The following is a 21506-nucleotide window of genomic DNA, read 5'->3' as shown; positions in this document are numbered from 1 at the left end:
CCGATGCCCCGGAGCGCCCACCGGCCCCGTCCGGAGGCGACTCCCTACGTCGATCTCACCCGAGCCGAGTGGAGCGCGCTGCGTGACAAGACGCCGCTGCCGCTCACGGCCGAGGAGGTCGAGAAGCTGCGCGGTCTCGGCGATGTCATCGACCTCGACGAGGTCCGGGACATCTACCTGCCGCTGTCCCGGCTCCTCAACCTCTACGTCGGTGCCACGGACGGCCTGCGCGGGGCGCTGAACACCTTCCTCGGCGAGAAGGGCTCCCAGGCGGGCACCCCGTTCGTCATAGGAGTCGCCGGATCGGTCGCCGTCGGCAAGTCCACCGTCGCCCGCCTGCTGCAGGCCCTGCTCTCCCGCTGGCCCGAGCACCCCCGCGTCGAGCTGGTCACCACCGACGGCTTCCTGCTGCCCACCAAGGAGCTCCAGGCCCGCGGCCTGATGTCCCGCAAGGGCTTCCCCGAGTCGTACGACCGCCGCGCCCTGACCCGGTTCGTCGCCGACATCAAGGCCGGCAAGGACGAGGTCACCGCGCCCGTCTACTCCCACCTGATCTACGACATCGTCCCCGACGAGCGCCTCACCGTGCGCCGCCCGGACATCCTGATCGTCGAGGGCCTGAACGTCCTCCAGCCCGCCCTGCCCGGCAAGGACGGCCGAACCCGTGTCGGCCTCGCCGACTACTTCGACTTCAGCGTCTACGTCGACGCCCGCGTCGAGGACATCGAGCACTGGTACCTCAACCGCTTCCGCAAGCTGCGCGGGACGGCGTTCCAGAACCCGTCCTCCTACTTCCGCAAGTACACGCAGGTCTCGGAGGAGGAGGCCCTGGACTACGCGCGGACGATGTGGCGCACGATCAACCGGCCCAATCTGGTGGAGAACATCGCTCCGACCCGCGGTCGTGCCACCCTCGTTCTGCGCAAGGGCCCGGACCACACGGTGCAGCGGCTCAGCCTGCGCAAACTGTGACCTCTGCGCAAAGCGCGTCCTCCGGGGAAGGGTGGCTGCATGGGAGCCATGCTGCATCTGCGCCTGATCTCGCCGTCCGACCGGACCGGTGAGGTGCTCAGGCTGGTCGAAGGGACGGTCGGCACCGCCCATCTCGTCGTCCTGCCCGACGCCGCCCGCGATCCCTCCGGGGACGTCGTGATGTGCGACGTGGCGCGGGAGGCGGGCGACGAGCTGCTGGCCGGGCTGCGGAGGCTGGGCATCGACACCAGCGGTTCCATCGCCGTCGAGTCGATCGACCTGTCGCTTTCCGACCGCGCCGACCGCGCCGAGGCCGACGCCCCCGGCGAGGGCGCGGACGCCGTGCTGTGGGAGCAGCTGACCGAGGCCACCCACGAGGAGTCGACCCTCTCCGCCACCTACCTGGCCTTCATCACGCTCGCCACGATGATCGCGGCCTGCGGTGTGGTCCTGGACAACGCGATCCTGATCGTCGGCGCGATGGCGGTCGGCCCCGAGTTCGGCCCCCTCGCCGGCATCAGCACGGCGATCGTCCGCCGCCGCCCGCGCCTGGCCCTGCGCTCACTGATCGCGCTGCTGGTCGGTTTCGTGGCGGCGATGGCCGTGACGGTCGGCTTCAGTCTGTTCATGGACGCCGTGGGCCTGTTCAGCGAGGCCCAGCTGGAGGCGGACCGCCCCAACACGGGCTTCATCTACGCCCCCGACTGGTTCTCCTTCGTCGTGGCGGTCCTGGCCGGGATCGCCGGCACGCTGTCGCTGACCTCGGCGAAGTCGGGCGCCCTGGTGGGCGTGGCCATCTCGGTGACCACGATCCCGGCGGCGGCGAACGCGGCGGTGGCGCTGAGCTACGGCGACATGTCCCAGACCCGGGGCTCCTCGGAGCAGCTCCTGCTGAACCTGCTGGGCATCATCGTCGCCGGCACGCTCACCCTGCTGATCCAGAAGGGCCTGTGGTCCCGGCAGCACAGGACCGTGCCGTAGGGACACCGCTCCCAGGGACCCGCCCCCCAGCGGCAACGCGAAGGGGCGCGGGGAACTGCGCGACAAGCCACGACGGACCGCGAGCCCGCGGGCGACGGCAGCCCTCACCCGAACCCGTCCGGCCCGCGAGCACCGGGGCGGCGACTACCCCAGCGCCGACTTCACCACATCGGCCAGCCGCCCCGCCACGGAGCGCGCCTGCTCGATGTCGGCCGCCTCGACCATCACCCGTACCAGCGGCTCCGTCCCCGACGGCCGCAGCAGCACCCGCCCGGTCGACCCCAGCTCCCGCTCCGCGTCGGAGACGGCGGCCGACAGCTCCGCCGAGGTCTTCACCCGGGACCGGTCGACGTCCGGCACATTGATCAGCACCTGCGGCAGCCGCTCCATGACGGAGGCCAGCTCCCGCAGGGGGCGACCGCTGCCGGCGACCCGGGCCGCCAGCATCAGCCCGGTCAGCGTGCCGTCACCGGTCGTCGCGTGGTCGAGGATGATCACGTGCCCGGACTGCTCGCCGCCGAGGGCGAACCCGTGCTCCTTCATCTCCTCCAGCACGTACCGGTCACCGACGGCCGTCTGCACCAGCCGGATGCCCTCGCGCTCCATCGCCAGCTTGAAGCCCAGGTTGGACATGACGGTCGCCACGACGGTCTCGGAGCGCAGCGTGGACCGCTCCCGCATCGCCAGCGCGAGCACGGCGAGGATCTGGTCCCCGTCCACCTCCTCGCCGGTGTGGTCCACGGCGAGGCACCGGTCGGCGTCGCCGTCGTGCGCGATGCCCAGGTCCGCCCCGTGCTCGACGACGGCGGCCTTGAGCTTGTCGAGGTGCGTCGAACCGCACCCGTCGTTGATGTTGAGGCCGTCCGGCTCGGCCCCGATGGTGACGACCTCGGCGCCGGCCCGCTGGAACGCCTCCGGCGAGACCCGGGCGGCGGCGCCGTGCGCCTCGTCCAGGACGACCTTCAGCCCTTCCAGGCGGTTCGGCAGGACACCCAGCAGGTGCTCGACGTACCGGTCGAAGCCCTCGCCGTACTCGCGCACCCGGCCCACCCCGGCGCCGGTCGGCCGGTCCCAGGGGGCGCCGGTGCGGTGCTCCTCGTAGACGGACTCGATCCGGTCCTCCAGCTCGTCGGCGAGCTTGTGCCCGCCGCGGGCGAAGAACTTGATGCCGTTGTCGGGCATGGCGTTGTGGCTCGCGGAGAGCATCACCCCGAGGTCGGCGCCGAGCTCCCCGGTCAGGAACGCCACTGCGGGCGTCGGCAGCACACCGACGCGCAGGACGTCCACACCGGCGCTGGCGAGACCCGCGACCACGGCGGCCTCCAGGAACTCCCCGGACGCGCGCGGGTCACGCCCGACGACAGCGGTGGGCCGGTGCCCCTCGAACGTGCCCGCCTCGGCCAGTACGTGCGCCGCGGCCACGGACAGGCCCAGGGCCATCTCCGCCGTCAGATCCGCGTTGGCGACACCGCGCACGCCGTCCGTGCCGAAGAGTCGTCCCACAGTGGTGTCCTCCGTAGTGCTGAAGGGAATGCGGCTCACATTCCCGCGTACCTTCCCCGAGACTGTCCGGGACCGGTAGGGGTTGTGTAAACGAACCGCCCCGGCAGCACAACCGTGCCGCCGGGGCGATCGAGGCGAAGCCAGTCGCGAGGACGGGCGTCGCGTTTAGCGCTTGCTGTACTGCGGAGCCTTGCGGGCCTTCTTCAGACCGGCCTTCTTGCGCTCGACCGCACGGTCGTCGCGGCGGAGGAAGCCGGCCTTCTTCAGCGGGCCGCGGTTGTTGTCGACGTCGGCCTCGTTCAGGGCGCGGGCGACACCGAGACGGAGGGCACCGGCCTGGCCGGAGACACCGCCACCGGCGATGCGGGCGATGACGTCGTAGCGGCCCTCGAGCTCGAGGACCTTGAACGGCTCGTTGACTTCCTGCTGGTGCACCTTGTTCGGGAAGTAGTCCTCGAGGGTGCGACCGTTGATCTTCCACTTGCCGGTGCCCGGGACGATCCGGACGCGGGCGATGGCGTTCTTGCGGCGGCCCAGGCCGGCGGCCGGCTGGGGCTCACCGAAACGGGACGCGAGGGACTCGGAGGTGTACTCGCCCTCGACGGGGACGTCCGACTCCGTGGTGTAGCTGTCGATGTCAAGCTCTTCGAGCGGCTGCTCGGCAGTGGTCTCGGCCACGATTCTCCTCAGATTCTCTTCAGTCTTAGGGGGTGGCCGGACTTACTGCGCGACCTGGGTGATCTCGTACGGCTGCGGCTGCTGCGCGCCGTGCGGGTGCTGGTCACCCTTGTAGACCTTCAGCTTCGAGAGCATCTGACGGCCCAGCGTGTTCTTGGGGAGCATGCCCTTGACGGCCTTCTCGATGGCCTTCTCGGGGTTCTTGTCGAGCAGCTCGTCGTAGCGGACGGAGCGCAGACCACCCGGGTAGCCGGAGTGGCGGTACGCCATCTTCTGGGTCCGCTTGTTGCCGGACAGGTGCACCTTGTCCGCGTTGATGATGATGACGAAGTCACCAGCGTCGACGTGGGGGGCGTAGATCGGCTTGTGCTTGCCGCGCAGGAGCGTCGCGGCGGTGGTGGCGAGACGGCCCAGGACAACGTCCTGAGCGTCGATGACGTGCCACTGGCGCGTCACATCGCCGGGCTTGGGGCTGTACGTACGCACGGTTCGTAGCCTTCGCTTCGAGTGAATGGTCCATAACTGGTCACCGAAACGATCACGACAGCCTGGACCGCACTGCGGCGACGCATACCGCGTACGTGGGGTCGCTGGTCATCGGCCCGGTGGACCGGTGTAAGGGCCCGTCCCGTGAGAATGAGCAAGCCAATACACAACGAACAAGCAGAATACCGGTGCACTCCACAAGGGTCAAAACGCGGCCCTCACCGCGCCCCCACGCTCCCCCGGACGCTCCTCGTCCGTGCACAGCGCGACACACACGGTCACCGCCCGTCTCACCGTCCGGCGGCGCACCGGACGTGCGTACGGGACCACCGGGGAGAGCGGGACATCGACCCCCACGGCGGGACACCACCCCGCCGCGGAGCGGCCCCCCGCGCGGCCGGCGCAGCGCCCGCACCGCTCCCACCACGACCGATGGCCACACCCCTGCGCCGAGCGACGTCCACGACGGCAGGCAGGCCGGCAGCGGCACGGCCGGCAGCAGCCGCCCCAACCACCCGCAGATGTCGTGTTTGCCCCTGCGCCCGGCCCCGACGCCAGGCGCTGCGCGGCCGGTCCGGGCGGACCAGCACACCCCATGTCCCGTCTAAGATGCGGCCCATGAGCATTGGGCAGGGGGGACCTCAGTCCCAGTGGGACCCTTGGAAACCGCAGTCGCAGCAGCCCTGGAACGCCGGGGGCGGCCAGTCCCCCGACTGGGCGGCGCTCGCCGAGGCCTCGGAGGCCCGTAACAAACGCCGCCGCCTGCTGCTGATCGGCGGTGGCGCGCTCGCCACCGTCGCGATCGGCACGGCCGTCGCGGTGGCCGTGGTCTCGGCCGACGGCGACGACCGGGCGAACAGCCCGGCCTCCCTGCCGTCGGCGGACATCCCCAGCGGCACGTCCTCGGCCCCGTCGTTCGCCCCGACCAGCGCCCCGCCCCCGCTGGATCCCAAGGAGTTCATCGCCAGCGCCAAGAAGGACAAGGCGCCGCTCAGCCCGGAGACGCTCTTCCCCGGCACCCAGCTGACGATGGGCGAGACCGTCTACAAGAAGGGCCCCACCGCCGACACGAGGAACTGCGCCTCGGCCGCGGGCGGCACCCTCCCCAAGGCCCTCACCGCCAACGGCTGCACGCGCCTGATACGCGTGACCTACGTCAAGGACGGCATCGCCGTGACGATGGGCGTGGCGGTCTTCGACACCGAGGCGCAGGCGCTCAAGGCCAAGGACCAGGCCGACAAGAAGAGCTTCGTCAAGTCGCTGTCGGGCGGCGGCGTGAAGGGCTTCTGCGAGTCCGCCATCTGCAACACGACGACCAACTCCTACGGCCGGTACGCCTACTTCGCCAACTCGGGCTTCGCCGACGGCAAGGACGTCACCACCAAGGACACCGCGGTGTTCCGCACCAGCGACGACCTGCAGCAGTTCACGTTCAATCAGATCCGCCGCCGCGGCGAGGCCCAGGCGTCGGCCGCGGCGAACGAGTAGCCGGGGGCTCAGCAGCACCCGGCCGTCGGCAGCGACCGCTTGTTGCGCGCCTCCTTGCTGCGCGCGGCGAGCAACTCGTCGGCCGGGTAGCCGACTTCCTCCAGGGTCAGCCCGTGCGGCCGGACCACGTGCACGGCCGAGTCGCGCACGCCGGCCGCCAGCACCTTGCCCGGCCAGTCGGCCGGCCGGTGCCCGTCACCGACGAACAGCAGCGCGCCGATGAGCGAGCGCACCATGTTGTGGCAGAACGCGTCGGCGCGCACGGTCGCGGTGACGATGCCGTCCTCCCCCCGCACCAGGCTCAGTTCCTGAAGGGTGCGGATGGTGGTGGCGCCCTCGCGCTTCTTGCAGTACGCGGCGAAGTCGTGCTCGCCGAGCAGTCCGCGCGCGGCCTCGTTCATGGCGTCCACGTCCAACGGCCAGTCGTGCCACAGCACATGGTTGCGCAGCAGCGGGTCGACACCGCCGGGGTTGTCGGTGACCCGGTAGGCATAGCGCCGCCAGATCGCCGAGAAGCGGGCATTGAACCCCGCGGGCGCCTCGCGCAGGGCCCAGACCCGGACGTCCCGGGGCAGCCGCCCGGCGAGCCGCTTGAGCAGCTTCTGGTGGTGCTCGGCCCACACCTCGCGCGGCAGATCGACGTGGGCGACCTGCCCGCGCGCGTGCACGCCGGCGTCGGTGCGTCCGGCGACGGTCAGTTCGTAGGTCTGCGCCGACCGCGTCACGGTCCGCAGGGCGTCCTCGATCTCGCCCTGCACGGTCCGCCGTCCCCCGGCCTGCTTGGCCCACCCGGAGAACTCGCTCCCGTCATAGGAGAGATCCAGCCGCACCCGGACGAACCCGGCCTCTACTTCGTCACTCACCCCGAGATCCTCTCACCACCGAAAAAAAGCGGGCCCGCCCCTCGAAAGGAACGGACCCGCAACGCCCTTGAGGGGCGCGGGGAACTGCGCGAAGAGCCACGACGAAGCCGCAGCCGCCGACGCACAGCCCCGGCAGACGCTTACGCGTCCTTGGACTCCTCGGCGGGAGCCTCGTCGGCCTTGGTCGTGTCGACCTGGGCCTCGGCAGCCTCGTTGTCCTTCGCGGCACGCTTGGTGGCGGCCTCGGCCTCGCCGGTCGCCTCCTGCGCCACCGTCAGACCCTCGACCAGCTCGATGACGGCCATGGGCGCGTTGTCGCCACGGCGGTTACCGATCTTGGTGATGCGGGTGTAGCCACCCGGACGGTTCTCGTAGCGCGGGCCGATCTCGGTGAAGAGCGTGTGGACGATGCTCTTGTCCGTGATGACCTGGAGCACCTGACGGCGGTTGTGAAGGTCGCCCTTCTTCGCCTTGGTGACCAGACGCTCGGCGTACGGCCGCAGACGACGGGCCTTCGCCTCGGTGGTGGTGATCCGACCGTGCTCGAAGAGCGACTTCGCGAGGTTCGCGAGCATCAGCTTCTCGTGCGCGGCGCTGCCGCCCAGACGGGCACCCTTGGTGGGCTTCGGCATGGTGTTTCTCCTAGGTGTCTGCCCCGGCCGTGTCAGGTACCGGGGTCAGTATCTGAGCAGACGGTTGCCTGTCAGAGATCCGGGAGCCGCCCCGAAGGGGCGCTCCCGGAAGGGGCGCGGGGAACTGCGCGACAAGCCGCAGCGCACCCGCACCCGAAAACCGATCAGTACTGCTCGGTCTCCACGAACCCGGCGTCCGCGTCGTCGTCGGCGCCGAAGGCGTCGGCGGCGGCGGTCGGGTCGAATCCGGGCGGGCTGTCCTTGAGGGCCAGGCCCATGCCGGCCAGCTTCGCCTTGACCTCGTCGATGGACTTCGCACCGAAGTTGCGGATGTCCAGCAGGTCCGCCTCGGAGCGGGCGACGAGCTCACCCACGGAGTGGATGCCCTCGCGCTTGAGGCAGTTGTACGACCGAACGGTGAGCTCCAGCTCCTCGATCGGCAGCGCCAGGTCGGCGGCCAGGGCGGCGTCCGTGGGGGACGGGCCCATGTCGATGCCCTCGGCGTCGATGTTCAGCTCGCGGGCGAGACCGAACAGCTCGACCAGGGTCTTGCCGGCCGACGCCATGGCGTCACGCGGGCGCATGGCCTGCTTGGTCTCGACGTCGACGATCAGCTTGTCGAAGTCGGTCCGCTGCTCGACACGCGTGGCCTCGACCTTGTACGTGACCTTGAGCACCGGCGAGTAGATCGAGTCGACCGGGATCCGGCCGATCTCCTGGCCGACCTGCTTGTTCTGCACGGCGGAGACGTAGCCGCGGCCGCGCTCGACCGTGAGCTCCATCTCCAGCTTGCCCTTGCCGTTGAGCGTGGCGAGGACGAGGTCGGGGTTGTGCACCTCGACACCGGCCGGGGGCGCGATGTCGGCGGCGGTGACCAGACCCGGGCCCTGCTTGCGCAGGTACATCACGACCGGCTCGTCGTGCTCCGAGGAGACGACCAGCTGCTTGATGTTGAGGATCAGGTCGGTGACGTCCTCCTTGACGCCCGGCACGGTGGTGAACTCGTGCAGCACGCCGTCGATGCGGATGGACGTGACCGCCGCACCCGGGATCGAGGACAGGAGGGTCCGGCGCAGGGAGTTGCCGAGGGTGTAACCGAAGCCCGGCTCCAGCGGCTCGATCACGAACCGGGAGCGGAACTCGTCGACGACCTCTTCGGTCAACGAGGGACGCTGAGCGATCAGCATGTGTGGATCAGATCCTTCTTTCGTGGACGCCCGCTATATGACGCCCGACGGAGACCGCACCGGGAAAAGTGCGGGTACTGCAAGGGTACGGGCGATACGGCCCTTTTACGGAGCCGTACCGCCCGGAAACCGTGAACCCGAAGGCGACGCGTCAGACGCGGCGGCGCTTCGGCGGACGGCAGCCGTTGTGCGGGGTCGGGGTGACGTCCTGGATGGAGCCGACCTCGAGGCCCGTGGCCTGCAGGGAGCGGATCGCGGTCTCACGACCGGAACCCGGGCCCTTCACGAACACGTCGACCTTGCGCATGCCGTGCTCCTGGGCGCGGCGGGCAGCCGACTCGGCGGCCATCTGCGCGGCGAACGGCGTGGACTTCCGGGAGCCCTTGAAGCCGACGTGGCCGGCGGAGGCCCAGGAGATCACGTTGCCGGACGGGTCCGTGATCGAGACGATCGTGTTGTTGAACGTGCTCTTGATGTGCGCGTGGCCGTGAGCGACGTTCTTCTTTTCCTTGCGGCGCACCTTCTTGGCAGCGCCCTGACGACCCTTGGGGGGCATCTATAACTCCTACGGGAGGTGGTCGGTCCTACAGCGAAGACCGTGGACAGGCGTCCGCTGTGGACTACTTCTTGCCCGGCTTCTTCTTGCCGGCGATGGCGCGACGCGGGCCCTTGCGGGTACGCGCGTTGGTGCTGGTGCGCTGACCGCGGACGGGCAGACCACGACGGTGACGCAGACCCTGGTAGGTGCCGATCTCGACCTTGCGGCGGATGTCGGCCTGGATCTCGCGACGGAGGTCACCCTCGGTCTTGATGTTGTTGTCGACGTACTCGCGGATCGCGACGAGCTGCTCCTCGGAGAGGTCGCGAACGCGGGTGTTCGGGTCGACGCCGGTGGCGGCCAGCGTCTGCTGCGAGAGGGTCCGGCCGATGCCGAACACGTAGGTGAGGGCGATCTCCACGCGCTTTTCGCGCGGGATGTCAACACCGGAAACGCGTGCCATTCAATGGCTCCAGTTACTTGACGGAGGTCTTCCGCAGGAACCGGCTCCCAGCCGCCGTACTAGGTACGAACTGGGTCCCCGGCCTCCGACCGGGGGTGTCAGACGGAACTGGTCCGCCTGGGCCCTGCGTATGAACATATTCAGCTTGCGTCGCGCGAATCTCTGCGAGGAATGCAGAGGGATCGGTCGTGCGTCAGCCCTGGCGCTGCTTGTGGCGCGGGTTGTCGCAGATGACCATGACCCGGCCGTGACGGCGGATCACCCTGCACTTGTCGCAGATCTTCTTGACGCTCGGCTTGACCTTCATGGGTGTGAGGTTCTCCGGGTCAGTGCCGGCGGTCCCGTCGCCCGGGGGCGGCGGGGCACAGGCAAGATCTACTTGTAGCGGTAGACGATCCGGCCACGCGTGAGGTCGTACGGAGACAGCTCCACCACGACCCGGTCGTCAGGGAGGATGCGGATGTAGTGCATGCGCATCTTGCCGCTGATGTGTGCCAGGACCTGGTGGCCGTTCTGGAGCTCGACCTTGAACATGGCGTTCGGAAGAGACTCGACGACAGTGCCCTCGATCTCGATGGCACCTTGCTTCTTGGCCACGCTTCGCCCTTCGAATCGACTACCTTGATCGACTCCGTGCGGAGCGCATGAGGACATGCGGGTACACAAGAGCCGACGAGTCAGTCTACGTCAGGCCCCTCGGAAACACGAATCGAGAGAGTCTGCCCCACCGGACAGCTCTTTAAGCGCCCCTTCAGGGGCGCGGGGAAGTGCGCGAACGACCACGTCGCATCCGCAGCCGGCCGACGGCGACCGGGCCGTCCACCCCGGGGGGCTGCGCTCAGGCCAGCGGATCGGGCGCCGCGGTGATCCCCAGCTCGGCGAGCTTGGCCTTGCCCCCGTCGGGAGACGTCAGCACGAGCGGCCCCTCCTCCGTCAGCGCCACCGAGTGCTCCCAGTGGGACGACCACGTACCGTCCGTCGTGATGACGGTCCAGTCGTCCTGGAGGACCTCCGTCCGCGGCGTCCCCAGGGACACCATCGGCTCGATCGCGAGGCAGAAGCCGGGCACCAGCTTCGGGCCCTTGCCGCGCCGCCGGTCGACGTAGTTCAGCAGGTGCGGGTCCATGTGCATCTCGGTGCCGATGCCGTGGCCGCCGTAATCCTCGATGATCCCGTACTTGCCGCCGCCCGGCTTGGGCTGGCGGCGGATGTACGTCTCGATGGCACGGGAGATGTCGACCAGCCGGTTGCCCTGCTTCATGGCCGCGATGCCGGCCCACATCGACTCCTCCGTCACCCGGGAGAGCTCGATCAGCTCCGGGGAGTGGCCGGAGCCCACGAAGGCCGTGAAGGCGGCGTCGCCGTGCCAGCCGTCGATGATCGCGCCGCAGTCGATGGAGATGACGTCCCCGTCCTTGAGCACCACGTCGTCGGACGGGATGCCGTGGACGACGACCTCGTTCACCGAGGTGCAGATGGTCGCCGGGAAACCGCCGTAGCCGAGGAAGTTCGGCTTGGCGTTGTGCTCGGCGAGGACCTTGCGGGCGACCTGGTCCAGATCCTTGGTGGTGGCCCCCGGCACGGCGGCCTCACGGGTCGCCGCGTGGATGGCGGCGACGACCAGCCCCGCCTCACGCATCTTGGCGATCTGCTCGGGGCTCTTGATCTGCACCATGGGGGCTGGGCCTTTCTGGACCTACGGCGGCTGTCGGACGCCTTCAACGATACGGGGCCGCGCGACCGGCCCGCTCACGCAGCGGCCGCGGCTCCCTGGGGGGAACCGCGGCCGTGGCTGCGCGGGAACGACCTACTGGTCGCCCTCGCCACGCTTGAGCGCCTCCATGGCGCGCGCGGTGACGTCCTCCACCTTGCCGAGCGCGGAGATCGTGACCACCAGGCCCTGGGCCTTGTAGTAGTCGATGATCGGCTCGGTCTGCGTGTGGTAGACCTCCAGGCGCGTGCGGACCGTCTCCTCGGAGTCGTCGTCGCGCTGGTACAGCTCGCCGCCGCAGACGTCGCAGACGCCGTCCTTGGCCGGCTGCTTGTACGTCACGTGGAAGACGTGCGAGGAGTCGTTGCGGCAGATGCGCCGGCCGGCGATCCGCTTGACGACCTCGTCCTCGGGGACCTCGAGGTCGAGCACCGCGTCGAGCTGCATGCTCTCGCGCTCGAGCAGCTCGTCGAGCGCCTCGGCCTGCGAGACGTTGCGCGGGAAGCCGTCCAGCAGGAAGCCGTTCTCGGCGTCCGGCTGCTCCATGCGGTCCTTCGCCATCGCGATGGTGACCTCGTCGGGGACGAGATTGCCCGCGTCCATGTAGGACTTCGCCAGCTTGCCGAGCTCCGTCTGCCGGCTGATGTTGGCGCGGAACAGGTCGCCCGTGGAGATGTGCGGGATCGACAGGTTCTTGGCCAGGAACGCGGCCTGCGTTCCCTTACCGGCACCCGGCGGCCCGACGAGGACGATTCGCATCAGCGGAGGAACCCTTCGTAATTGCGCTGCTGGAGCTGGCTCTCGATCTGCTTCACCGTCTCGAGTCCGACACCCACGATGATCAGGATGCTGGTCCCGCCGAAGGGGAAGTTCTGGTTTGCCCCGAAACCGGCCAACGCCATCGTCGGCACGAGAGCGATCAGTCCCAAGTACAGCGAACCCGGCCAGGTGATCCGGTTGAGCACGTAGGACAGGTACTCAGCGGTCGGTCGGCCAGCCCGGATGCCCGGGATGAAGCCACCATACTTCTTCATGTTGTCCGCGACTTCCTCGGGGTTGAACGAGATGGCCACGTAGAAGAACGCGAAGAAGATGATCAGAAGGAAGTAGAGAACCATGTGCATCGGAGCGTCCGGCAGCGCGAGGTTCTTCTCGATCCAGACCTTCCAGTCGGAGCTTCCTCCGGCGAACTGCGCGATCAGCGCCGGGATGTAGAGCAGCGACGAGGCGAAGATCACAGGGATGATGCCGGCCTGGTTGACCTTCAGCGGAATGTACGTCGAGGTGCCGCCGTAGGACCGGCGGCCGATCATGCGCTTCGCGTACTGGACGGGGATGCGGCGCTGGGCCTGCTCGACGAAGACCACCAGGGCGATCACGACGAGGCCGACCAGGATGACGGTCGCGAACTCGATCCAGCCGCCGGCCAGCGAGCCCTCCTGCTTGATGGCCCACAGGGCGGACGGGAAGGTGGCGGCGATCGAGATGAACATGAGGATCGACATGCCGTTGCCGATGCCGCGGTCGGTGATGAGCTCACCGAGCCACATCACGGTGGCCGTACCGGCCGTCATCGTGATGACCATGGTGATGGTGACGAAGACCGACTGGTCCGGGACGATCTGGCTGGCCACGGGGCAGCCCGAGAACAGGGCGCCGCTGCGGGCGGTGGCGACGAGGCCGGTGCCCTGCAGGACGGCGAGGGCGATCGTCAGATAGCGCGTGTACTGCGTGATCTTCGCCGTACCGGCCTGGCCCTCCTTCTTGAGGGCTTCCAGGCGCGGGATCACCACGGTCAGCAGCTGCAGGATGATGCTCGCCGTGATGTACGGCATGATGCCCAGGGCGAAGATCGTGATCTGCAGCAGCGCGCCGCCGCTGAACATGTTGACAAGCCCGAAGAGACCCTGGTTGGCCTCGGCGTTGTCGATACAGGTCTGGACGTTCCGGTAGTCGACGCCTGGGATCGGGATGTGCGTACCGACCCGGTAGACCACGATGATGCCGAGCGTGAAGAGCAGCTTCTTGCGCAGGTCGGGCGTCTTGAACGCCCGGGCGAACGCGGTGAGCACGGTGCCTCCTGCGACCCCCGCGCAACTGCGTCAAGGGTGACGGTCTTGAGGTTCGACGAATAGGTAACGGTCAACTGCCGCTCGGAGTGCCGGAAGTGCAGCACCCCGTGTGAAGAGGGCAGTGCAGGCCACCTTACCGGCGGGACTGCCGCCCTTGGAACGACCAACCGGGGATACCCCATATGTGGGGTATCCCCGGTCGGGATCGTTCAGGTCATCGAGACGCCTGTGGAGTTCAGACGAGCTCGGTGACGGTACCGCCGGCGGCGGTGATCTTCTCCTTGGCGGAGCCGGAGACGGCGTCGACCGTCACCTGCAGCGCCACGGAGACCTCGCCCTGGCCGAGCACCTTGACGAGCGCGTTCTTGCGAACGGCACCCTTGGCGACCAGACCCTCGACGGTGACCTCGCCACCCTCGGGGTACAGCGCGGCCAGCTTGTCGAGGTTCACGACCTGGTACTCGGTCTTGAACGGGTTCTTGAAGCCCTTCAGCTTCGGGAGACGCATGTGGAGGGGCATCTGGCCACCCTCGAAGCGCTCCGGAACCTGGTAACGGGCCTTCGTGCCCTTGGTACCACGACCGGCCGTCTTACCCTTCGACGCCTCACCACGACCGACACGGGTCTTGGCGGTCTTGGCGCCCGGGGCGGGACGGAGGTTGTGGATCTTGAGCGGGTTCTGCTCCGCCATGATCAGTCGACCTCCTCGACCGTCACGAGGTGGCGGACGGTGTGCACCATGCCGCGGAACTCGGGGCGGTCCTCCTTGACGACCTGCGTGTTGATGCCCTTGAGACCAAGGGAGCGCAGGGTGTCACGGTGGTTCTGCTTGCTGCCGATGTAGGACTTGACCTGCGTGATCTTGAGCTGCGCCATGATCACACACCCGCCCCGGCACGCGCACGCAGCAGAGCCGCGGGGGCGACGTCCTCCAGGGGCAGACCACGGCGGGCCGCGATCTCCTCGGGACGCTGCAGGCCCTTGAGGGCCGCCACGGTCGCGTGCACGATGTTGATCGCGTTGTCGGAGCCGAGCGACTTCGACAGCACGTCGTGGATACCGGCGCACTCGAGCACGGCACGCACCGGACCACCGGCGATCACACCGGTACCGGGCGACGCGGGCTTGAGCAGCACGACGCCGGCAGCCTTCTCACCCTGGATGGGGTGCGGGATGGTGCCCTGGATGCGGGGGACCTTGAAGAAGTGCTTCTTGGCCTCCTCAACGCCCTTGGCGATGGCGGCCGGCACCTCCTTGGCCTTGCCGTATCCGACACCCACGGTGCCGTCACCGTCGCCCACCACGACCAGCGCGGTGAAGCTGAAGCGACGACCACCCTTCACAACCTTGGCGACGCGGTTGATCGCGACGACGCGCTCAACGTACGCGGTCTTCTCGGCGGCAGCTGCGCCGCCGTCACGGCCCTTCCGGTCCCGCCGCTCGCCGCCACCGGCACCGCCACCGCGGCGCTGGGGTCCAGCCATTGGAATTACCTCTCTCTGTCTCCGCTAGCTACGGAACCAGGACTCAGAACTTGAGTCCGGCCTCGCGGGCGGCGTCCGCCAGGGCGGCGATGCGCCCCGCGTACTGGTTACCACCACGGTCGAACACGACGGCCTCGACACCGGCGGCCTTGGCACGCTCGGCGACCAGGGCGCCGACCTGCTTGGCCTGCGCGGACTTGTCGCCCTCGCCACCGCGGATCGAGCTGTCCAGGGTGGACGCCGACGCCAGGGTGTGGCCCTTCAGGTCGTCGATCACCTGCGCCACGATGTGGCGGTTGGAGCGGGTCACGACCAGACGGGGACGCTCCGCCGTACCGTTGATCCGCTTGCGGATCCGGATGTGACGGCGCTTGATCGCGGCGCGCTTGTAGGCGTCGCCCTTCAGGATCTTCTGCCCGTATGCCATGGCTTACTTACCCGCCTTTCCGACCTTGCGGCGGATGACTTCGCCCTCGTACTTGACGCCCTTGGCCTTGTACGGGTCAGGCTTGCGCAGCTTGCGGATGTTGGCCGCAACCTCGCCGACCTTCTGCTTGTCGATGCCCTCGACCGAGAAACGGGTCGGGGTCTCCACCTTGAAGGTGATGCCCTCGGGCGCCTCGACGGTGATCGGGTGGCTGTAGCCGAGCGCGAACTCGAGGTTCGAACCCTTGGCCGTCACGCGGTAACCGACACCGCTGATCTCGAGCTTCTTCACGTAACCCTGGGTCACGCCGGTGATCATGTTCGCCACCAGCGTGCGGGACAGGCCGTGGAGGGCCTTGCTCTGACGCTCGTCGTTGGGGCGGGTGACGTTGAGAACGCCGTCCTCACCCTTGGCGATGTCGATCGGCGCGACAACGGTGTGGGTCAGCGAGCCCTTGGGGCCCTTGACCGAGACCGTACGGCCGTCGATGGTGACGTCCACGCCGGCGGGAACCGTGATGGGGAGCTTGCCAATGCGCGACATAGCTGTTTCCTCCGTTCCCTTCCGCTACCAGACGTAGGCGAGGACTTCCCCACCCACGCCCTTCTTGCCGGCCTGCTTGTCGGTGAGGAGCCCGTGCGACGTGGAGATGATGGCCACGCCGAGGCCGCCCAGCACCTTGGGCAGGTTGGTGGACTTCGCGTACACCCGGAGACCGGGCTTGGAGATCCGCTTGATGCCCGCGATGGAGCGCTCACGGTTGGGGCCGAACTTCAGCTCCAGGACGAGGTTCTTGCCGACCTCGGCGTCCTCGACCTTCCAGCCCGTGATGAAGCCCTCCTGCTGGAGGATCTCCGCGATGTGCGACTTGATCTTCGAGTGCGGCATCGCCACGGTGTCGTGGTATGCCGAGTTCGCGTTCCGCAGACGCGTAAGCATGTCTGCGATCGGATCAGTCATGGTCATGAATTGGCCTTCGGCCTCTCTCGCCGGGGTTTCCTGGTGCGCCATCCCTCTCCCCGATCCGAGACGGGACGGGTGCGGCGCGGTGGACCTACGGCGTAGTAAGTCGTAAGGGCGGCGGCAGACGCCCAACCCCACAAGCCTAAGGCATGCGGGCTGGGCGTCCTGCCGCCCCGGTTGCTTACCGAGAGTCCTGCTAATCCCTGATTGGGGGGATTACCAGGAGCTCTTGGTCACGCCCGGCAGCTCGCCACGGTGAGCCATCTCACGAAGGCACACGCGGCACAGGCCGAACTTGCGGTACACGGAGTGCGGACGACCGCAGCGCTGGCAGCGGGTGTACGCGCGCACGCCGAACTTGGGCTTGCGGGCAGCCTTCGCGATCAGAGCCTTCTTCGCCATCTCGCTCACGCCTCCTTGAAGGGGAAGCCGAGGTGACGAAGGAGCGCGCGGCCCTCAGCGTCGTTGGTCGCCGTGGTCACCACGGTGATGTCCATACCCCGGGTGCGGTCGATCTTGTCCTGGTCGATCTCGTGGAACATGACCTGCTCCGTGAGACCGAAGGTGTAGTTGCCACGGCCGTCGAACTGCTTGGGGGACAGGCCGCGGAAGTCGCGGATGCGCGGCAGCGCGAGCGACAGGGTGCGGTCCAGGAACTCCCACATGCGGTCGCCACGAAGCGTGACGTGGGCACCGATCGGCTGGCCCTCACGCAGCTTGAACTGCGCGATGGACTTGCGGGCCTTGGTGACGGCCGGCTTCTGACCGGTGATCGTGGTGAGGTCCTTGATGGCGCCCTCGATCAGCTTGGAGTCGCGGGCGGCGTCGCCCACACCCATGTTGACCACGATCTTGACGAGACCGGGGATCTGCATGACGTTCTCGTACTTGAACTCGTCACGCAGCTTGCCCGTGATCTCCTCACGGTACTTCTGCTTCAGACGCGGAGTGGTGGTGGTAGCCATCAGATGTCCTCACCCGTCCGCTTGGCAACGCGGATCTTGTTGCCCTCGTCGTCGAAGCGGTAACCGACGCGGGTCACGACCTTGTTGCCGTCCTTCTCCACGACCAGCTGGACGTTGGAGACGTGGATCGGCGCCTCGGTGGTGACGATGCCGCCGGCCTGCGAACCGCGAGCCGTCGGACCGGCCTTGGTGTGCTTCTTGACCCGGTTGACACCCTCGACCAGGACGCGGTCCTCGCGGGGGAAGGCCGCGATGACCTTGCCCTGCTTGCCCTTGTCCTTACCGGTGATGACCTGGACCAGGTCGCCCTTCTTGATCTTCATGCTCACAGCACCTCCGGCGCGAGGGAGATGATCTTCATGAACTTCTTCTCGCGCAGCTCACGGCCGACCGGGCCGAAGATACGGGTGCCACGAGGGTCGCCGTCGTTCTTCAGAATGACGGCGGCGTTCTCGTCGAAGCGGATGTACGAGCCGTCCGGACGGCGGCGCTCCTTGACGGTGCGAACGATGACCGCCTTGACGACGTCACCCTTCTTCACGTTGCCACCGGGGATCGCGTCCTTGACGGTGGCGACGATGACGTCACCGATACCCGCGTAGCGGCGACCGGAGCCACCGAGCACACGGATGCAAAGGATCTCCTTCGCACCAGTGTTGTCGGCGACACGCAGTCGCGACTCCTGCTGGATCACGTCTATCTCCTGATTGTCTGCCGGTTCCCGGGGCGGGCGCGCAACTTGCACACCCGCCCCGAGCCTGGCGGAACGATGCCTAGGGGGTCCCCCTAGGAGGGATTACTTGGCCTTCTCGAGGATCTCGACGACGCGCCAGCGCTTGGTCGCGGACAGCGGCCGGGTCTCCATGAGGAGGACGCGGTCGCCGACACCCGCGGCGTTCTGCTCGTCGTGGGCCTTGAGCTTGTTCGTACGACGGATGACCTTGCCGTACAGCGCGTGCTTGACGCGGTCCTCGACGGCGACGACGACGGTCTTGTCCATCTTGTCGCTGACGACCAGACCCTCACGGGTCTTGCGGAAACCGCGGTCCGTCTTGGTCTCTTCAGTCACGTTGCTCTCGCTCATCAGGCGCTCTCCACCGTCTCGATGCCCAGCTCGCGCTCACGCATCAGGGTGTAGATCCGCGCGATGTCCTTGCGGACGGCCTTGAGCCGACCGTGGTTCTCGAGCTGACCCGTCGCCGCCTGGAAGCGGAGGTTGAACAGCTCTTCCTTGGCCTCGCGGAGCTTGTTGAGAAGCTCCTCGTTGCCCAGCTCGCGCAGCTCCGACGCCTTGGTACCGGCCGACATCACGCTTCACCTGCCTCGCGCTTGACGATCTTGCACTTCATCGGCAGCTTGTGAGCCGCACGGGTCAGGGCCTCGCGCGCGATCTTCTCGTTGGGGTACGACAGCTCGAACATCACGCGTCCGGGCTTGACGTTGGCCACCCACCACTCCGGGGAACCCTTACCGGAACCCATGCGGGTCTCGGCCGGCTTCTTGGTGAGGGGGCGGTCCGGGTAGATGTTGATCCAGACCTTGCCACCACGCTTGATGTGACGCGTCATGGCGATACGAGCGGCCTCGATCTGACGGTTCGTCACGTACGCCGGGGTCAGCGCCTGGATGCCGTACTCGCCGAACGCAACCTGCGTGCCACCCTTGGACATGCCGTTGCGCTTGGGGTGGTGCTGCTTGCGGTGCTTGACCCTACGGGGGATCAGCATGACGGTCAGGCCTCCGTTCCGGTGCTCTCAGCCGGAGCGGCGGCGGGAGCCTCGGCCTTGGGGGCCTCGGCGCCGGCAGCCTGCTGCGGCTTGCGACCGCGCCGCTCGCCACCGCGGCCACCACGGGCCGGGCGGTCGTTGCCACCGCGTGCCGGGCGGTTGCCCGCACGGGCGGCGGCGTTCTCGGCGCGGACCTCGGCGATGTTCTTGACGTCGCCCTTGTAGATCCAGACCTTCACACCGATGCGGCCGAAGGTCGTCTTGGCCTCGAAGAAGCCGTAGTCCACGTTCGCGCGGAGCGTGTGCAGGGGCACGCGGCCCTCGCGGTAGAACTCCGAGCGGGACATCTCGGCGCCACCGAGGCGGCCACCGCACTGGATCTTGATGCCCTTGGCGCCGGCCTTCATCGCCGACTGCATGCTCTTGCGCATGGCACGGCGGAAGGAGACGCGGGAGGAGAGCTGCTCGGCGACGGCCTGGGCAACCAGCTGAGCGTCGGTCTCGGGGTTCTTGACCTCGAGGATGTTCAGCTGGACCTGCTTGCCGGTGAGCTTCTCGAGGTCACCGCGGATGCGGTCGGCCTCGGCGCCGCGGCGGCCGATGACGATGCCCGGACGAGCGGTGTGGATGTCCACACGCACGCGGTCACGGGTGCGCTCGATCTCGACCTTGGAGATGCCGGCGCGCTCCATGCCGGACGTCATCATCCGACGGATGGCGACGTCTTCCTTGACGTAGTCCTTGTACAGCTTGTCGGCGTACCAACGCGACTTGAAGTCGGTCGTGACACCGAGCCGGAACCCGTGCGGGTTTACCTTCTGGCCCATTACCGGGTTCCTTCCTTGCTGCTGACGACCACGGTGATGTGGCTGGTCCGCTTGCGGATCCGGTAGGCACGGCCCTGGGCGCGCGGCCGGAACCGCTTCAGGGTCGGGCCCTCGTCGACGTAGGCCTCGGAGACGAAGAGGCTGTCGACATCGGTGTGGTCGTAGTTGTGCGCGGCGTTGGCGATGGCGCTGTCCAGCACCTTGCCGACCGGCTGGCTCGCGGCCTGCGGGGCGAAACGCAGGACCGCCTGAGCCTCCGTGGCGCTCATGCCACGGATGAGGTCCACCACGCGGCGGGCCTTCATGGGCGTGACGCGGATGTACCGCGCCTGGGCCCTGGCTTCCATGGTTGTCCCTTCAGTGTCTGTCATGGTCGATTGCACCCCGCCGACTAGCGGCGCTTCGACTTCCGGTCGTCCTTGACGTGGCCCCGGAAGGTGCGGGTCGGCGAGAACTCGCCGAGCTTGTGGCCGACCATCGACTCGGTGACAAACACCGGGATGTGGGTCTTGCCGTTGTGCACCGCGAGCGTGTGGCCGAGCATGGCCGGCACGATCATCGAGCGACGGGACCAGGTCTTGATGACGTTCTTGGTGCCCGCTTCGTTCTGGGCGTCCACCTTCTTCATCAGGTGGTCGTCGACGAAGGGCCCCTTCTTCAAGCTACGAGGCATCTCAACCCGTCCTTAGCGCTTCTTGTTCGTCTTGCGGCGGCGGACGATGTACTTGTTCGACGCCTTCTTGGGCGAACGAGTACGGCCTTCCTTCTTGCCCCACGGGGACACAGGGTGGCGACCACCGGAGGTCCGGCCCTCACCACCACCGTGCGGGTGGTCAACCGGGTTCATGACCACACCACGGACGGTCGGGCGAACGCCCAGCCACCGCTTACGGCCCGCCTTGCCCCAGTTGATGTTGCTCTGCTCGGCGTTGCCGACCTCGCCGATGGTGGCGCGGCAGCGGACGTCGACCAGGCGGATCTCACCGGACGGCATGCGCAGGTGGGCCATCTGGCCCTCCTTCGCGAGCAGCTGCACGGAGGCACCGGCGGAGCGGGCGAACTTGGCACCGCCACCGGGACGGAGCTCGATCGCGTGGATCGTGGTACCGACCGGGATGTTGCGGAGGGCCAGGTTGTTGCCCGGCTTGATGTCGGCCCCGGGACCGTTCTCGACGCGGTCACCCTGCTGCAGGTTGCGCGGGGCGAGGATGTAGCGCTTCTCGCCGTCGGCGTAGTGCAGCAGCGCGATGCGCGCGGTGCGGTTGGGGTCGTACTCGATGTGCGCGACCTTCGCCGGCACGCCGTCCTTGTCGTGACGACGGAAGTCGATCACGCGGTAGGCGCGCTTGTGGCCACCACCCTGGTGGCGGACGGTCACACGACCGGAGTTGTTACGGCCACCCTTGCTGTGCAGGGGGCGGACCAACGACTTCTCCGGCGTGGACCGCGTGACCTCGACGAAGTCGGCGACGCTGGAGCCGCGACGGCCCGGCGTAGTCGGCTTGTACTTGCGGATTCCCATTTCTCAGTCCTCGTCCG

33 protein-coding genes are annotated in these 21506 nt (G+C 68.1%); 3 read left to right on the top strand and 30 right to left on the bottom strand.

The features are described from left to right. Nucleotides 1–3 precede the first annotated feature (3 nt). Together coaA and ACFYWG_RS16600 are read left to right on the top strand one after the other, a co-directional pair. Nucleotides 4–972: a type I pantothenate kinase gene (gene coaA / locus ACFYWG_RS16605; protein ID WP_376329289.1), complete on the top strand. Its 969-nt coding sequence runs from the start codon at nucleotides 4–6 to the stop codon at nucleotides 970–972. Nucleotides 973–1020: 48 nt separating this feature from the next. Then, entirely contained in the window at nucleotides 1021–1953 is a 933-nt protein-coding gene (locus tag ACFYWG_RS16600; RefSeq protein WP_385419849.1) for a DUF389 domain-containing protein, read from the top strand. Between the two features lie 144 nt (nucleotides 1954–2097). On the opposite strand, the gene glmM is transcribed toward ACFYWG_RS16600, so the two are convergent. The 3 genes from glmM to rplM all read right to left on the bottom strand — a co-directional run bounded on the left by glmM (nucleotide 2098) and on the right by rplM (nucleotide 4620). Further along, complete coding sequence (gene glmM / locus ACFYWG_RS16595) at nucleotides 2098–3456, bottom strand: phosphoglucosamine mutase (RefSeq protein ID WP_383500891.1); 1359 nt, start codon at nucleotides 3454–3456, stop codon at nucleotides 2098–2100. A gap of 165 nt (nucleotides 3457–3621) precedes the next feature. After that, nucleotides 3622–4134, bottom strand: a complete 513-nt coding sequence (gene rpsI / locus ACFYWG_RS16590; RefSeq protein WP_389201906.1) for a 30S ribosomal protein S9 — start codon at nucleotides 4132–4134, stop codon at nucleotides 3622–3624. A 42-nt stretch (nucleotides 4135–4176) separates the two neighbouring features. Continuing rightward, entirely contained in the window at nucleotides 4177–4620 is a 444-nt protein-coding gene (gene rplM / locus ACFYWG_RS16585; protein WP_010036634.1) for a 50S ribosomal protein L13, read from the bottom strand. A gap of 618 nt (nucleotides 4621–5238) precedes the next feature. Here rplM and ACFYWG_RS16580 point away from each other — a divergent pair. After that, the gene (locus ACFYWG_RS16580; RefSeq protein ID WP_389201903.1) at nucleotides 5239–6108 is read left to right on the top strand and encodes a hypothetical protein; all 870 of its coding nucleotides are present in this window, start codon (nucleotides 5239–5241) and stop codon (nucleotides 6106–6108) included. Nucleotides 6109–6116: 8 nt separating this feature from the next. On the opposite strand, the gene truA is transcribed toward ACFYWG_RS16580, so the two are convergent. The 27 genes from truA to rplB form a co-directional block, all read right to left on the bottom strand. Beyond that, on the bottom strand, nucleotides 6117–6971 hold the full coding sequence (gene truA / locus ACFYWG_RS16575) for a tRNA pseudouridine(38-40) synthase TruA (RefSeq protein ID WP_383500900.1): 855 nt from the start codon (nucleotides 6969–6971) through the stop codon (nucleotides 6117–6119). 140 nt (nucleotides 6972–7111) lie between these two features. Further along, complete coding sequence (gene rplQ, locus ACFYWG_RS16570) at nucleotides 7112–7603, bottom strand: 50S ribosomal protein L17 (protein WP_376329276.1); 492 nt, start codon at nucleotides 7601–7603, stop codon at nucleotides 7112–7114. A 164-nt stretch (nucleotides 7604–7767) separates the two neighbouring features. Further along, nucleotides 7768–8790 (bottom strand): DNA-directed RNA polymerase subunit alpha, encoded by a 1023-nt coding sequence (locus ACFYWG_RS16565; protein WP_003966937.1) that lies wholly within the window; start codon nucleotides 8788–8790, stop codon nucleotides 7768–7770. Nucleotides 8791–8941: 151 nt separating this feature from the next. After that, nucleotides 8942–9346, bottom strand: a complete 405-nt coding sequence (gene rpsK, locus ACFYWG_RS16560) for a 30S ribosomal protein S11 (protein WP_003956432.1) — start codon at nucleotides 9344–9346, stop codon at nucleotides 8942–8944. A 64-nt stretch (nucleotides 9347–9410) separates the two neighbouring features. Then, nucleotides 9411–9791: a 30S ribosomal protein S13 gene (gene rpsM, locus ACFYWG_RS16555; RefSeq protein ID WP_004984507.1), complete on the bottom strand. Its 381-nt coding sequence runs from the start codon at nucleotides 9789–9791 to the stop codon at nucleotides 9411–9413. 193 nt (nucleotides 9792–9984) lie between these two features. Next, a complete protein-coding gene (gene rpmJ / locus ACFYWG_RS16550; protein ID WP_003974245.1) occupies nucleotides 9985–10098 on the bottom strand; it encodes a 50S ribosomal protein L36 in 114 nt (37 codons plus the stop codon). A 68-nt stretch (nucleotides 10099–10166) separates the two neighbouring features. Next, nucleotides 10167–10388: a translation initiation factor IF-1 gene (infA, locus tag ACFYWG_RS16545; protein WP_003948620.1), complete on the bottom strand. Its 222-nt coding sequence runs from the start codon at nucleotides 10386–10388 to the stop codon at nucleotides 10167–10169. 241 nt (nucleotides 10389–10629) lie between these two features. Continuing rightward, nucleotides 10630–11466: a type I methionyl aminopeptidase gene (gene map, locus ACFYWG_RS16540; RefSeq protein WP_376329273.1), complete on the bottom strand. Its 837-nt coding sequence runs from the start codon at nucleotides 11464–11466 to the stop codon at nucleotides 10630–10632. Nucleotides 11467–11598: 132 nt separating this feature from the next. Beyond that, nucleotides 11599–12261 carry an adenylate kinase gene (locus tag ACFYWG_RS16535; RefSeq protein WP_376329270.1) on the bottom strand — a complete coding sequence of 221 codons (663 nt, stop codon included), beginning with the start codon at nucleotides 12259–12261 and terminating at the stop codon, nucleotides 11599–11601. Next, complete coding sequence (gene secY, locus ACFYWG_RS16530) at nucleotides 12261–13574, bottom strand: preprotein translocase subunit SecY (protein ID WP_376329267.1); 1314 nt, start codon at nucleotides 13572–13574, stop codon at nucleotides 12261–12263. Before secY ends, ACFYWG_RS16535 begins: the two co-directional genes overlap by 1 nt. A 235-nt stretch (nucleotides 13575–13809) precedes the next feature. Beyond that, nucleotides 13810–14265 (bottom strand): 50S ribosomal protein L15, encoded by a 456-nt coding sequence (rplO, locus tag ACFYWG_RS16525; protein ID WP_030233862.1) that lies wholly within the window; start codon nucleotides 14263–14265, stop codon nucleotides 13810–13812. A 2-nt stretch (nucleotides 14266–14267) separates the two neighbouring features. Further along, on the bottom strand, nucleotides 14268–14450 hold the full coding sequence (rpmD, locus tag ACFYWG_RS16520; protein WP_003974250.1) for a 50S ribosomal protein L30: 183 nt from the start codon (nucleotides 14448–14450) through the stop codon (nucleotides 14268–14270). 2 nt (nucleotides 14451–14452) lie between these two features. Then, the gene (rpsE, locus tag ACFYWG_RS16515; protein ID WP_030860989.1) at nucleotides 14453–15058 is read right to left on the bottom strand and encodes a 30S ribosomal protein S5; all 606 of its coding nucleotides are present in this window, start codon (nucleotides 15056–15058) and stop codon (nucleotides 14453–14455) included. Nucleotides 15059–15101: 43 nt separating this feature from the next. Next, a complete protein-coding gene (gene rplR, locus ACFYWG_RS16510) occupies nucleotides 15102–15485 on the bottom strand; it encodes a 50S ribosomal protein L18 (protein ID WP_010036704.1) in 384 nt (127 codons plus the stop codon). Nucleotides 15486–15488: 3 nt separating this feature from the next. Beyond that, the gene (rplF, locus tag ACFYWG_RS16505) at nucleotides 15489–16028 is read right to left on the bottom strand and encodes a 50S ribosomal protein L6 (RefSeq protein WP_383500906.1); all 540 of its coding nucleotides are present in this window, start codon (nucleotides 16026–16028) and stop codon (nucleotides 15489–15491) included. A 24-nt stretch (nucleotides 16029–16052) separates the two neighbouring features. Next, a complete protein-coding gene (gene rpsH / locus ACFYWG_RS16500) occupies nucleotides 16053–16451 on the bottom strand; it encodes a 30S ribosomal protein S8 (RefSeq protein WP_015658459.1) in 399 nt (132 codons plus the stop codon). A 213-nt stretch (nucleotides 16452–16664) separates the two neighbouring features. Further along, complete coding sequence (locus tag ACFYWG_RS16495) at nucleotides 16665–16850, bottom strand: type Z 30S ribosomal protein S14 (RefSeq protein WP_003956452.1); 186 nt, start codon at nucleotides 16848–16850, stop codon at nucleotides 16665–16667. Between the two features lie 5 nt (nucleotides 16851–16855). Continuing rightward, nucleotides 16856–17413, bottom strand: coding sequence for a 50S ribosomal protein L5 (gene rplE / locus ACFYWG_RS16490; RefSeq protein WP_333932834.1), 558 nt, complete (start codon nucleotides 17411–17413; stop codon nucleotides 16856–16858). Next, nucleotides 17413–17736, bottom strand: coding sequence for a 50S ribosomal protein L24 (gene rplX / locus ACFYWG_RS16485; RefSeq protein WP_003992365.1), 324 nt, complete (start codon nucleotides 17734–17736; stop codon nucleotides 17413–17415). The genes rplE and rplX overlap by 1 nt, the downstream gene beginning before the upstream one ends. Before the next feature lie 2 nt (nucleotides 17737–17738). After that, nucleotides 17739–18107 carry a 50S ribosomal protein L14 gene (gene rplN / locus ACFYWG_RS16480; protein ID WP_003998823.1) on the bottom strand — a complete coding sequence of 123 codons (369 nt, stop codon included), beginning with the start codon at nucleotides 18105–18107 and terminating at the stop codon, nucleotides 17739–17741. A gap of 102 nt (nucleotides 18108–18209) precedes the next feature. Continuing rightward, a complete protein-coding gene (gene rpsQ, locus ACFYWG_RS16475; protein ID WP_010036717.1) occupies nucleotides 18210–18497 on the bottom strand; it encodes a 30S ribosomal protein S17 in 288 nt (95 codons plus the stop codon). Next, entirely contained in the window at nucleotides 18497–18721 is a 225-nt protein-coding gene (gene rpmC / locus ACFYWG_RS16470; protein WP_010036720.1) for a 50S ribosomal protein L29, read from the bottom strand. The genes rpsQ and rpmC overlap by 1 nt, the downstream gene beginning before the upstream one ends. Continuing rightward, nucleotides 18721–19140 (bottom strand): 50S ribosomal protein L16, encoded by a 420-nt coding sequence (gene rplP / locus ACFYWG_RS16465; protein ID WP_004984526.1) that lies wholly within the window; start codon nucleotides 19138–19140, stop codon nucleotides 18721–18723. The genes rpmC and rplP overlap by 1 nt, the downstream gene beginning before the upstream one ends. A 5-nt stretch (nucleotides 19141–19145) precedes the next feature. Beyond that, complete coding sequence (rpsC, locus tag ACFYWG_RS16460; RefSeq protein WP_369195975.1) at nucleotides 19146–19967, bottom strand: 30S ribosomal protein S3; 822 nt, start codon at nucleotides 19965–19967, stop codon at nucleotides 19146–19148. Continuing rightward, nucleotides 19967–20314, bottom strand: a complete 348-nt coding sequence (rplV, locus tag ACFYWG_RS16455; RefSeq protein WP_033308966.1) for a 50S ribosomal protein L22 — start codon at nucleotides 20312–20314, stop codon at nucleotides 19967–19969. The genes rpsC and rplV overlap by 1 nt, the downstream gene beginning before the upstream one ends. Before the next feature lie 44 nt (nucleotides 20315–20358). Further along, nucleotides 20359–20640 (bottom strand): 30S ribosomal protein S19, encoded by a 282-nt coding sequence (gene rpsS, locus ACFYWG_RS16450; protein WP_053759516.1) that lies wholly within the window; start codon nucleotides 20638–20640, stop codon nucleotides 20359–20361. 12 nt (nucleotides 20641–20652) lie between these two features. After that, nucleotides 20653–21489 carry a 50S ribosomal protein L2 gene (rplB, locus tag ACFYWG_RS16445; protein WP_369195974.1) on the bottom strand — a complete coding sequence of 279 codons (837 nt, stop codon included), beginning with the start codon at nucleotides 21487–21489 and terminating at the stop codon, nucleotides 20653–20655. Between the last annotated feature and the right edge of the window lie 17 nt (nucleotides 21490–21506).

Origin of the sequence: Streptomyces sp. NPDC003456 (assembly GCF_042878735.1) — a bacterium.
In the GTDB taxonomy this organism is placed as follows: Bacteria; Actinomycetota; Actinomycetes; order Streptomycetales; family Streptomycetaceae; genus Streptomyces.
This window is presented reverse-complemented; position numbering and strand designations above follow the sequence as displayed.